This window comes from Bacillus sp. AP8 (assembly GCF_000321185.1).
GTDB lineage: Bacteria > Bacillota > Bacilli > Bacillales > DSM-1321 > Bacillus_AD > Bacillus_AD massilioanorexius.
Genome location: NZ_CAPG01000076.1, coordinates 16687 through 29365 on the forward strand (window position 1 = coordinate 16687; position 12679 = coordinate 29365).

Consider the following 12679-nt stretch of genomic DNA (forward strand, 5'->3'; position numbering starts at 1 on the left):
TAAAGTGTTAAAAGATTCTCTTTCAAACAAGCAAATCTATTATATAACACATTTTTAACTTTTATATCAATTATATAAAAAGATTTAGAATTTGAAAAAATATTTAAAAAATTATCTCGTTCATGTAATATACAATCATATAGCTAACATGAAAACAAACCTACATAATTCTTAATTATAGCTCAATTGCAGCTTTGTAAATTTTACATTTTTTCTAATCTGCAGAGGATTCTATTAAGAAAATTTGTCGATTGAAAAAAGATTCTTTAAACTAGAGGATATGGCTGCATACGAAAATTTAACAGGACGGTGAATAAAATGGGAACAATTAATTTTGATCAAGAAATTAATCGAAAAAATACTGCATCTCTTAAATGGGATTTCGTTGAAGAACGATATGGTGCAAAAGATTTATTACCTATGTGGGTAGCTGATATGGACTTTGCTTCTCCAGACAAAGTTGTAGAAGCATTAACAGAAAGGGCAAAATATCCGGTTTATGGATATACAGGAGCAACCAATGAAGTGTATGAAAGTATTGTTAATTGGATGAGCAGCAAACATCATTGGTCTATACAAAAAGAATGGATTGCCTTTAGCGCTGGAGTTGTAGCTGGCTTTACGACAGCTATTAATGCATTAACAGAACCAGGTGATAAAATAATCATCCAAACACCTGTTTATACACCATTTTTCAATAGTATTAAAAATAATAACCGCACAATTATAGAAAGTTCCTTACAATACATAGATGGTACAATGAAAATCGATTTTGAGGATTTTGAACGTAAATTACAAGATGACGTAAAACTATTTCTTTTGTGTAGCCCTCATAATCCAGGTGGTATTGTTTGGAAGAAAGAAGAACTACTTAAAATCGGAGAACTTTGTATCAAGCATAATGTCACCATTGTATCAGATGAAATTCACGCTGATTTGTGCCTACCAGGACATACACACTATCCAATCGCATCATTAAGTAAAGAACTCTCTCAAAATACAGTAACACTTATCGCACCTAGTAAAACCTTTAACGTAGCTGGTATACAAGCATCCGTTATCATTAGTGAAAATGATGAATTATTAAATAAAATTAAAACCACTCAACATCAATTAGGGCTAGATGGAATTAACATTTTTGCTTTTGAAGTCATTAAAGCCTCTTATAAATATGGAGGACCATGGCTTGAAGAGCTAGTCCAATATCTACAAAAACATGTAGAAACTGTTGAAGCCTTTATTGAATCAGAATTACCTGCTATTAAAGTAATCAAACCTGAAGCGTCATACTTAATTTGGTTAGATTGTAGAGCGCTAGGCTTAACAGACTCAGAACTTAAAAAACAACTAATCGAAAAAGGACAAATTGCTATCTCTCCTGGTCATATGTATGGAGCAGGCGGTGAGGGCTTTATCCGATTAAATATTGGCTGTACGAGTGCTACACTACAAGAAGGACTAAAAAGACTAAAAATTGCACTTGGATAAAAAAGTGCAATCAACTTGCAAGTCCGTCATATTACAGAGCAAAACAGATTTGACCTATGTCGAATAGATTTCTAATTTAAAAAAGCAAACGGATTCTCGTTCTATTACGAGAATCCGTTTGCTTTCTTTGTAAATATAAATCAGATAACAATTAAGCGAGATTATTTTTTCTTAATAACTCCACATGCAAGTCGAGCACCAGAATTACCAGCCGGCTGAGTCATGCCATCATCGATTTTTTCATGAATCACAATCGATGTCCCTTCTGGTGTTAAAAGCATATTTTTTCCTTCTTTTAGGGAAGCATCCGAAGTTAATTTGACTTTAACAACACCTTTTTCATCAACATGAATATTTGGTAAGTCACCTACATGGGGACCTTTTGAAGTCATTAAACCATGATTATTTTCATCAGGATTAAAATGATTACCTGCTGATTTAAAATCTGGTGCCTTGCATGAGCCTTTTTCATGAAAATGAATAGCATGATCACCAGGAGGTAAACCTTCCAAATCGATATCTAGTTCAATCCCACTAGATAATTGCGTTAAAGCAATTTCTCCTAGATTATCTCCAGAAGCATCATACATAACGACATTCATTTTAGTAGAGTTCTTCTCTACACATCCGCTTAAAATGAATAGAGAAGCAACAATATACCACAACTTCATAAAGAGCCTCCAATAGACATTTTGATTCTATTATGCCCATTAGAAGTAATCTCTATTCAAATTAAGAAAACCTATTATTTTGATTTTGTTTGCTCTTCTAATACTTTTCTTTCAAACTCTTTCAGTTTTGCCTCTTCTTTTTTTGAGTGATTAATTATTAATCGCATTGTTAAAATGGCAGCGATAAAAAATATAATGCCGGTAATAACCGCCGGTATATATTCTGTTTTATCCTCTGGAAAATATAAAAATAATCCCAATACTTCATAAAACAAAAAATTCACGAAAGCACACCCTTTCACTCATCGCCCTTGTCATATTATAACAATTATTTCTATATTTTCACAAATATGTAAACACTATTTTATTATTTTTATTGATTTAATAATGACATCTTTCGTTGCAACACCATTTTCATCCGTTTCTACATTAGCAATGTCATCCACTACGTCCATCCCATCAATGACTTGTCCAAAAACGGTATGAACATTATCTAACCATGGTGTACCACCCTTTTCCATATACGCATCCACTACTTCTTTAGGAAATTTTGCTTCGGTCATTTTTTCTTTTAAGGATGGATCTACCGTTTTAGCTTGAACAATAAAAAACTGGCTTCCATTAGAATTTGGTCCTGAATTCGCCATAGAAAGTGCTCCGCGGAAATTATAAAGCTTCGATGAAAACTCATCTTCAAAAGGTTTCTTCCAAATACTTTCTCCACCTGTTCCATTTCCAAGTGGGTCGCCCCCTTGAATCATGAAATCTTTCAATATTCTGTGAAATTTCAAACCATTATAATATCCATTTTCAGCATGTGTAGTAAAATTTCCGACCGCTTTTGGGGCGTACTCTGGAAATAGTTTAATCTTGATGTTACCTTTTGAAGTTTCCATAAGAACTTCTCTTTCATTCTCTTGTACATCTGTAAACTGTGGATAACTAGTGATAGGTGTACTACTTGATTGTGATTCATTATTATTTGATTCAGCTTCTTGGCTTTGCTTGTTGTTATTGTCATTACTTCCACAAGCACTTAATACAAGTAATAATAAAAATGTACCTAATAATAGTATTTTTTTCATTGAAAATCCTCCTTGGTCAAACTGTACAACATAAAATACTTTATTTACAAGTGGTTCTGTTAAATGTCTTCTTTTTATTCTTTAGGATCTGTTAGTGTAAGACTCCTGCGGAATCAGTGGAAAGCGAACTTCCTGGAACGGAATTCACGTCAGCCTATATTCTAGTTCATATAAAACAACCTTATTGAAATATGAATAGAAAGAAATACGTAAAACTTGTGTAGATACACCAACAAAAAGTGCACGGACTAGAGCCACTAGCAACAATGATATTTAACACTGCGTTATTTAAAAGATTAGATACATTGATTATTTATTGCACAATTCGTTATGATGAAAGGAAAAAGGAGAAATATATAATGGAACATAATGAAATCGCATTAGGTAGTATTGTTACTGCTATAAATAAAACAGGTAAATATATTGGAGAAGTAACGGATATTAGAGAGCAATCATATTTAGTCAAAATACTAGCAGTTCTAAAGCACCCTATGCAAGGTGATTTGCATAATCCTAAACAAGTAGAAGTAACTATGTTTCACGCTAGAAGAGCATTAGCGTATAGAGAGCAAACAAATGTACCCAAAAAGATGGTAAAACCTTATCACGATGAAGTTCCTCATTATTTAGATTCTTTACGTTCAGCCGTGGATAAGATAAAAGAAGAATTATCTGCAAACGATAGCCCATGGAACAAAAAAAGCTTAGAAATGATTGATGAGCTTGAAAAAGATTATTTTAAATAAGTATTAAACGTCATATAATAAAAAAGCCAAATTATCAAATTTAATTTGGCTTTTTTATGCAAACTTATTTAACACCTTAGACAAGTCGATCACATCTCCAATTGTCGTTGGTTCATGTTTCTCCATATATTTTTTATCATTATCCACTAGCTTACAAATATTGAAAGTTGTCATAGCGTCATCTAAAGCACGATGATGTTTTCCAACCCCGTCTTTTCCATACTCTTTGACAGCCTTCCAAAGCCCCGTTTGATTTTGATCTCCAAAAAAACGCTTGTACTCCATGGATAAATCAATAAGCTTTCCTTTAAAAGGAAAAGGTATTCCGTTAGCCTGGCAATTTTGTCGTAAAACTTTCATGTCCATATTTCCCCATGTAACGATATGACTATTGCCGTACTCTTCATAGGACAATAATTCATTTATCATTGATGAAAAGGTTATCCCATTGTCTACTTGAGCCTGCTGAATGCCTAAAAAATTCTTACAGCGTTCTGAAAGAAAAGGAAAACGAGTCGGCTTAACAAAATTTGAGTATTCTCTTAAAACTTCGTCATTCATTACAAGAATTGCACCAACTTCAATTATTTCTGGATAAAAGCCTTCACTTTTCATCTTTCCTTCTGGCATAGTAAATTCGAAATCGATAAATACATATGGTTGATTCTTTTCCAAATTCTTTCCTCCTTTCTCTCACCTAGATTCTCTTTCCCAAATTATATCAGATAATACTCGCAATTATTTATCTTTTGATGATAATAGTCTACCAATTTTTAAAGTATTAAGGATATATAATCTATTTGAAATGAAATACCATTTAAATATTACTTTTTAAAACCGAAATTTATAAAGTAGATTTTTTTAAAACTATAGGAATAGGAAGAATTGCCATGAGAACATTTTTTGGATATATCATCATTTTCTTCACGATCCCAATCCTAGCCTTACTACTTAAGGACTTGTACAAAGAGTGGCAACAGTTTAAGCCATATGATCAATTCATAGATGAACGAATTTCGATTAAAGATGTGTCTTTACCTGAAATGAGTTACATTACATCAGCTGATGGCATGGTAATATCTGAAATAACCAATGGAGAAAAACGAATCAATATACCTTTTTCTAAGATGCCACAACTACTTAAAGATGCTTTTATTACAATTGAAGATCATAATTTCTTTCAACATAGTGGTTTCGACTTCTTCGCCATTGGAAGAGCCATTCTTGTAAACGCTAAAGAAGATGGACCAAGTCAAGGTGGAAGTACCATTACACAACAATTAGCTCGAAATTTATATTTGACCCAAGAAAAGACATACAATCGGAAATTAAGTGAACTTCTCTATTCATATGAGCTAGAACGTTATTATACAAAAGAGCAAATTTTAGAGTTATATATGAATGCCATTTATTTCGGTAATGGAGTTTACGGTATTGAAGCAGCATCGCGCTACTATTTTAATAAAACTACTCAACGATTGACAGAAGGAGAGTTATTATTCATTGCTGCTATACCAAATAATCCAAGCTTGTACAATCCATTAAAACGTTTCAATGCAACTAAAGAGCGACAAGAGAGAATAATTAAACAGCTAGTCCAGCATAAAAAACTTACACCTGACAAAGGCGATCAGATTATTCAGCAACCAATCCAGCTCTCAAAAGGCGCTAAAATTGATCTTTATCCAGACTATGCGACATATGTCGAACGAGAATTGTATTGGTTAGTCGCAGAAAACGAAGAACTCACTGAATTACTAAAGAGTAACGACGACACTATACAAGCAGAAGCTATAAAGAAAGTTAAAGAAAAGGTTAAGAAATTATTAGAGTCAGGTGTTACCATTCATACTGCTCTGGATCGTTCGATTCAAAACTTAGCTCAAAAGGCTTTGCAGCATAATATTCCATATCCTGATATCGAAGGTTCTACAGTCGTTATACAGCATAATACGCACGAGCTTGTCTCTTTGACTGGGGCAAAAGATTATAAAAAATATTCTTTTCACAGAGGTTTCCAGAGCTTTAGACAACCTGGTTCAGCTATTAAGCCTTTACTTGTATATGGACCATATATTGATAGGAACAATGCTGCTATTGATGAACAAATCGATAGCTCCGCGTTCTGTAAAAATGGCTATTGCCCTAGAAACTACGGTAACGGGAACTATGGAAATGTAAAATTAAAAACAGCTTTTGCTAAATCGTATAACACATCAGCCGTTCGAATTTTCGATCAAATCGGCATCAATAATAGCTTTGCCTATTTAGAAAAATTTAAATTTACTAAACTAATGAAAGATGACTATCAACTACCAGCTGCTATCGGAGGGTTTACATATGGTATGAGTCCACTTGAAATAACAAATGCCTATACTTCATTTAACAACGGTAGCTATCAGACAGCACGTGCCATAAGGAAAATTACGGATTCTAGTGGAAAAACCTTATACCAATGGAAAGAACACCCTATTCAAATTTGGAACAGCAATACAGTTGTAAAAATGAAAACACTCTTACATGCAGTTATCAAAGAAGGGACGGCAAAAAAAGCTGATTATATTACTTCATCCAACATTGGGGGCAAAACTGGAACGACAAATGATTATAAGGATTTATGGATGATTGGTTATAACGACCAATATACAACAGGCGTGTGGATAGGAAAAGATCATCCAGAAAATATTGAGTACTCTGGTTCACCTCATTTATTCATATGGAGAAACATCATGCAATTTACCGCTAACAAACCGTATCAAAAGTGAAAAATTTTAATTTTGATACGGTTTTTGTTCTGTTTCGTCATTTTTAATAGGAACTATGAATCAGTCGTTTCGATTGACTCATGAATTAACCTTTAAAATCCAAAACGTAATTCCTCACTTCATCGTTATATAAATAGCTATATATAATAAGGCGTGTGAAAAGCAATTAGAAAATTACTTTTCACACACCTCTCTTCATATTGGTAAACTAGCTAGTACGCTATTATAAAGTTTTAATACCACAAATGCTACTATTGCTACAAAAGAACACCAAATAAATGTATGAAAAAAAATAATACCTACTAGGCCACTAGCAGATAAATCAGCACTCGCTTTATAAATAAAATAAGTGAAGGCAATCATAGTCGTAATAAAAAACACGAGGGTAATCGCGAGAATCGACATTGTACATAAAAGAGAGAATCCTCCACCTAAACAAAAAATAACGGAGCCTAATCGGATTCTTTGTAATACTTCTCCCTTTACATCTTTAGAAAACAACAACAAAGATGTTTGCAAAATGGTATCGGATATTAATTTTAAAGCTGAAAAAACCATAAAATAGAGTAAAAAAAACATAAATAAGAACGTAATTTTTATACCTGATTCAGAAAAAAATTCTAGCAATCCCTCATACAAACCTATTGTCTTTATGAGCTGCAAAACATGTATATCTGTATAAACAGCATATGACAAGCTAAATAAGACAATAGCGATTAAAGGAAAATATGCCGTAAAGTATGTATTTTTCATTATTGTCCTCTTTAAATAAAATATCTAATGAATTACTTTTGTTAAAAATCTAGTTACCATTCATCCCCTTTTTTCTCTATTTTAAGTAAAGTCACTTCCATTATTCTATCATTATTCAGAATTTTTTTTCAAAATAATCTTAAACAGATCACTGTTTTTATCACGTTAAATTTTGGAATTATTAGAGGTACATTTCACAATTCATCTTGAAATTTCATCAAATAAATACGGTGTTTGAAAAAATATCTCTTACTTTTTTCCATATTTCTTCTTATTTAATAACATTCTTTAAAGACCACATTACTAGGAATTATTTCTGCAAAAGGCTTATTTTTGAGCTATAATTATATTTAACTATGCTTGAAAGGAATTCCATTTACAAAGATTAAAGAAACTGTTATTTTACTTTTTGAGCCTTTTTTTCATGTATTAGCCTTATTCAGGAAATACTAGAAGCTAATATTTCTTATATAAAAGGTTTGATTTACTTTTATTCAAAATATATATGAGGGGGATTATATGTCATTACTACATTGGGCTATCCTTTCGCCCTTTCTTTTAGCTATAGTAATACCTATACTGTATAAGTTCTTCAAACGCGTACATACAGGCTGGTTTGTTTTGCCATTACCTTTTTTACTTTTCATTTATTTTATTCGGAAAATTCAGGTAATTAAAACTGGCGAACCAATTAAAGAAACATTCAATTGGATACCAACATTAAATATTAACTTTACAGCAATTATTGATGGACTCTCATTGTTGTTTGCGTTATTAATTACTGGAATTGGTACATTAGTTATTTTGTATTCGATTTTCTATTTATCTAAAGAAAAAGAGAAATTACATAATTTCTACGTTTACTTATTGCTTTTCATGGGAGCTATGCTTGGAGTTGTCTTATCTGACAATTTAATTGTCCTATACATGTTTTGGGAATTTACAAGCTTATCCTCATTTTTACTTATTGGATATTGGTATCATAGAGAACGCTCGCGTTACGGTGCACAAAAATCATTATTAATCACTGTTTTTGGTGGTTTAAGTATGCTTGGAGGTATCGTTCTTCTCTATATCATGGGGAACACTTTCAGTATTAGAGAGTTAATTGGACAAGCTGATACACTGATAAACCATCCTCTTTTTATTGCAGCTTTGCTCTTAATTCTATTAGGTGCATTTACAAAGTCTGCACAATTCCCATTTCATATTTGGCTTCCCGATGCTATGGAAGCACCAACACCCGTAAGTGCTTACCTTCATTCAGCAACAATGGTTAAAGCTGGGATATATTTAGTAGCTCGATTAAGCCCTATTTTTGCAGCCGAAGGGTTATGGCTTTGGCTTATTGCCGGCATCGGATTGCTTACATTAATTTGGGGATCGTTCTCAGCAATCAGACAAACTGATTTAAAAGGAATTCTTGCATATTCTACGATTAGCCAACTCGGCTTGATTATGTCTCTTCTTGGAGTAGGTGCTGCAGCTCTTCATTATACAGAGCTTAACGAAAATCTTTATATCGCAGCAACAATTGCAGCTGTTTTTCATTTAATTAATCATGCTACATTTAAAGGTAGTCTATTTATGGTAGCTGGGATTGTTGACCACGAAACGGGAACGAGAGATATTCGCAAATTAGGTGGCTTAATGACATTTATGCCTATAACAGGGACCATCGCTATAATTGGAACCTTCTCAATGGCTGGATTACCACCTTTTAATGGATTCTTAAGTAAAGAAATGTTCTTTGAGAGCATGGTTTCTGTATTGTCATTAGACATCTTTCAATTCCAAACATTAGGAATACTGTTCCCAGTTATTGCTTGGATTGCGAGTGTCTTTACATTCACATATTGTATGATTCTTTTCTTTAGAACATTTACAGGAAAACCTCAACTAGAAAAGCTAGAAAAGAAACCGCACGAAGCACCAATTGGTATGCTTATTTCACCAATTATTTTAGCGGTACTTGTTATCACTTTTGGATTATTTCCAAATATCTTATCTGATACATTAATTCGACCTGCTTCATTAGCTATTTTAGGGGATGTTCTACCAAAAGATTACGGTATTCATATATCGTTTTGGCATGGAGTTACACCTGCATTATTGATGACGATTGGTGTTGTAATACTAGGAATTGTATTATTTAAAACTTGGCCAAAATGGCGATTCGTATATAAGCCATTCCCTAGTCGATTATCCTTTAATGCACTATATGACAAAAGCTTATATGCAATGAATAAAGGTTCTTTTGCCCTTGTCAAAGCAGTGATGACAGGATTTATCCGCAACTATTTAGTGTATATTTTCTTGTTTTTTATTACGATTCTTGCATTCACACTCTATTGGACGGATGCATTTAAAGTCGATACAAGTAATATAGCACCAATTGGATTTTATGAAGTAGTACTGGCCTTAGTCATAGCAGCTGGAGCTATCTCTATTCTGTTTGTTAAATCTAGATTAACTTCGATAATTGTACTGGGAGCGGTTGGATATACTGTTTCGCTATTCTTTGTACTGTTTAGAGCACCAGATTTAGCTCTTACACAACTTGTGGTTGAAACCGTTTCTACTGCTTTGTTCTTATTATGCTTTTACCATCTTCCTAAACAATTTCGTAAGGAAGAACGTGCTTCCTTTAAGCTAACAAATTTATTCATTTCTTTAGGTGTAGGTATAATAGTTACTCTTATTGCGCTTTCTGCACACAGCACGAAGTTGTTCGATACGATTTCTAAATATTATGTTGACACAACTTATACCGAAGCTGGTGGTAAAAACATGGTAAACGTAATTTTAGTTGACTATCGAGGACTCGATACGATGTTTGAAATTACAGTTCTAGGAATTGCTGCGATTGGAATTTATGCCATGATTAAACTACGACTTACGAAAAAAGGAGGAAAGAAAGCGAATGAAAACAAATGACATCATTCTTCAAACAACAGCTAAGGTAACAGCGTTTGTCATCATTCTTTTCTCCATCCGCCTTTTCTTCTCTGGACATTATTATGCTGGAGGAGGTTTTGTTGGAGGTTTAATGACATCCGCGGCGCTTGTATTAATCATGATTGCCTTTGATATGAAAACTGTTTCTTATATCTTACCAATTAATTATCGAATATTAATTGGAGTCGGTTTACTCACGTCCACATCGACAGGTTTGATAGGTGTGTTCATGAAAGAACCATTTTTAACACATTATTTTGGATATTTTGATCTACCTATTATCGGCAAAACATCCTTACACACAGCTTCATTATTTGATTTAGGTGTATATTTTGTAGTTGTTGGCGTAACAATGACCATCATTCAAAGTATAGGGGAGAGTGAATAATGGAAATTTTAATGGCTATTGTAATAGGAGTCTTATTTACTTGTGCAACCTATTTGATGCTTTCAAAAAGTATTTTACGAATCATTATTGGTACAGGATTATTAAGTCATGGGGCACATTTATTAATCCTGACAATGGGTGGATTAAAACGTGGTGCAGTTCCTCTTCTTGGTGAACATGCAAAATCTTATGTAGATCCTTTACCACAAGCGTTAATCTTAACAGCCATTGTTATTAGCTTTGGTGTTACGGCTTACTTTCTAGTATTGGCATATCGTACATATCAAGAACTAGGAACAGACAACATGGATTTACTGAGAGGAAACGATTCAAATGAATAGTCACAATATCGTATTTGCACCTGTTTTATTGCCCCTTTTAACAGGTATATTCTTAATTTTTTTCCGTAACATTACGTTTCAAAGAGTTCTCTCTATTATCTCTTTTATTTTTGGAATAGGGATTGCCTTTTATCTAATATCAGCTGTTCACGCGAGTGAATACGGACAACTAGCAGTAGATATGAGTAGCTGGAGTGCTCCATTTGGGATTACCATTACAGCGGATATGCTTTCGGCTATTCTAGTACTGACAACAAATATAATTGGATTATGTGTAGTGATATACTCATTTCGTTCAATCGGAAAAGAACGCGAACAATTCTATTACTATACGGTATTCCAGCTTCTATTCGTTGGAGTAAACGGTGCCTTCCTAACAGGTGATATCTTTAACTTATTCGTATTTTTTGAAGTCATGCTAATGGCTTCATACGTGTTACTTGTATTAGGTGGAACAAAAATTCAATTACGTGAAACCATTAAATACATTTTAGTAAACGTGATATCATCAGCCATTTTTGTTATTACTGTTGCTTATTTATATTCCGTTGTAGGAACATTAAATATGGCTGACCTTTCTAGAAGAATAACAGAAATTGATCAACCGGGGATCATCACCGTAATTGCCGTTCTTTTCTTAATTGTATTCGGTCTAAAGGGTGCTGTTTTTCCATTATTCTTCTGGTTACCAGGTTCTTATTATGCAGCCCCGGCTCCAGTTTTAGCTCTTTTTGGCGCATTACTTACGAAAGTTGGCGTGTATTCCATCTTCCGTACGTACACGTTAATTTTCAATCATGATCCAAGTTTCACACATACATTATTAGGTGTCGTTGGATTACTATCCATCATCGTTGGAGTAATAGGAGCCATTGCCTATTGGGATATTAAAAAAATCATTATCTACAACATCATTATCGCAGTAGGTGTCATTGTTTTTGGTATTTCACTAAATAACGAAGCAGGCACTTCAGGGGCACTTTTATATTTGGTTCACGATATGATTATTAAGGCTGCATTATTCCTGCTTATCGGATTAATGATTAAAATCACTGGGACAAGTGACCTTAGAAAAATGAGCGGGTTAATTAAAAGCTACCCTCTTTTAGGCTGGGCATTTTTCATTGCAGCCATTTCATTAGCCGGTATTCCGCCACTTAGTGGTTTTGCCGGTAAATTAATGATTTTACAAGGTTCTGTAGAAGCTAAAGCTTATTTCGGCACATTTATTGTTTTAGCATCTAGTTTATTCGTTCTATACTCCGTCATGAAAGTATTCATTAATGGATTTTGGGGAGCACCCGTTAAAGTGGATGAACTGCCAAGTAAAACTCATATCACTTTACTTCTTCCAGCTATCGTCTTGGTAGCTATTTCATTAGCTTTTGGTTTAGGTCTTGAGAAAGTATTGCCTTATATCTCTCAGGCTACTGAAACACTATTGAATCCAGATCTTTACATTGATGCGATTATAAAGGAGTGAT

General features: G+C 33.5%; 12 protein-coding genes. 7 read left to right on the plus strand and 5 right to left on the minus strand.

Annotated features, from left to right (window positions below; all coding sequences use genetic code 11):
* The first annotated feature begins 318 nt into the window (after positions 1–318).
* The gene (locus BN349_RS18130) at positions 319–1488 is read left to right on the plus strand and encodes a MalY/PatB family protein (protein ID WP_019243756.1); all 1170 of its coding nucleotides are present in this window, start codon (positions 319–321) and stop codon (positions 1486–1488) included.
* 161 nt (positions 1489–1649) lie between these two features.
* On the opposite strand, the gene BN349_RS18135 is transcribed toward BN349_RS18130, so the two are convergent.
* The 3 genes from BN349_RS18135 to BN349_RS18145 form a co-directional block, all read right to left on the minus strand.
* A complete protein-coding gene (locus BN349_RS18135) occupies positions 1650–2159 on the minus strand; it encodes a superoxide dismutase family protein (protein WP_019243757.1) in 510 nt (169 codons plus the stop codon).
* A gap of 74 nt (positions 2160–2233) precedes the next feature.
* Positions 2234–2443 (minus strand): hypothetical protein, encoded by a 210-nt coding sequence (locus tag BN349_RS18140; RefSeq protein WP_019243758.1) that lies wholly within the window; start codon positions 2441–2443, stop codon positions 2234–2236.
* 75 nt (positions 2444–2518) lie between these two features.
* The gene (locus BN349_RS18145; RefSeq protein ID WP_019243759.1) at positions 2519–3244 is read right to left on the minus strand and encodes a peptidylprolyl isomerase; all 726 of its coding nucleotides are present in this window, start codon (positions 3242–3244) and stop codon (positions 2519–2521) included.
* A 359-nt stretch (positions 3245–3603) separates the two neighbouring features.
* On the opposite strand from BN349_RS18145, the gene BN349_RS18150 reads away from it, so the two are divergent.
* Positions 3604–3990: a kinase-associated lipoprotein B gene (locus tag BN349_RS18150; RefSeq protein WP_019243760.1), complete on the plus strand. Its 387-nt coding sequence runs from the start codon at positions 3604–3606 to the stop codon at positions 3988–3990.
* A gap of 54 nt (positions 3991–4044) precedes the next feature.
* Here BN349_RS18150 and kapD read toward each other — a convergent pair whose 3' ends face one another.
* Positions 4045–4665 (minus strand): 3'-5' exonuclease KapD, encoded by a 621-nt coding sequence (gene kapD / locus BN349_RS18155; RefSeq protein WP_019243761.1) that lies wholly within the window; start codon positions 4663–4665, stop codon positions 4045–4047.
* A 215-nt stretch (positions 4666–4880) separates the two neighbouring features.
* Here kapD and BN349_RS18160 point away from each other — a divergent pair, with 215 nt between their 5' ends.
* On the plus strand, positions 4881–6755 hold the full coding sequence (locus BN349_RS18160; RefSeq protein ID WP_019243762.1) for a transglycosylase domain-containing protein: 1875 nt from the start codon (positions 4881–4883) through the stop codon (positions 6753–6755).
* Positions 6756–6950: 195 nt separating this feature from the next.
* On the opposite strand, the gene BN349_RS18165 is transcribed toward BN349_RS18160, so the two are convergent.
* A complete protein-coding gene (locus tag BN349_RS18165; RefSeq protein WP_019243763.1) occupies positions 6951–7508 on the minus strand; it encodes a DUF5366 family protein in 558 nt (185 codons plus the stop codon).
* Positions 7509–8027: 519 nt separating this feature from the next.
* On the opposite strand from BN349_RS18165, the gene BN349_RS18170 reads away from it, so the two are divergent.
* Genes BN349_RS18170 through BN349_RS18185 form a run of 4 tightly spaced genes read left to right on the plus strand, consistent with a single transcriptional unit; the run spans position 8028 to position 12678 of the window.
* A complete protein-coding gene (locus BN349_RS18170; RefSeq protein ID WP_019243764.1) occupies positions 8028–10445 on the plus strand; it encodes a Na+/H+ antiporter subunit A in 2418 nt (805 codons plus the stop codon).
* Positions 10432–10854 carry a Na(+)/H(+) antiporter subunit B gene (locus BN349_RS18175; protein ID WP_019243765.1) on the plus strand — a complete coding sequence of 141 codons (423 nt, stop codon included), beginning with the start codon at positions 10432–10434 and terminating at the stop codon, positions 10852–10854. Before BN349_RS18170 ends, BN349_RS18175 begins: the two co-directional genes overlap by 14 nt.
* A complete protein-coding gene (locus BN349_RS18180) occupies positions 10854–11195 on the plus strand; it encodes a Na(+)/H(+) antiporter subunit C (RefSeq protein WP_019243766.1) in 342 nt (113 codons plus the stop codon). Before BN349_RS18175 ends, BN349_RS18180 begins: the two co-directional genes overlap by 1 nt.
* Positions 11188–12678 (plus strand): Na+/H+ antiporter subunit D, encoded by a 1491-nt coding sequence (locus BN349_RS18185; protein WP_019243767.1) that lies wholly within the window; start codon positions 11188–11190, stop codon positions 12676–12678. The genes BN349_RS18180 and BN349_RS18185 overlap by 8 nt, the downstream gene beginning before the upstream one ends.
* Position 12679: the final 1 nt, after the last annotated feature.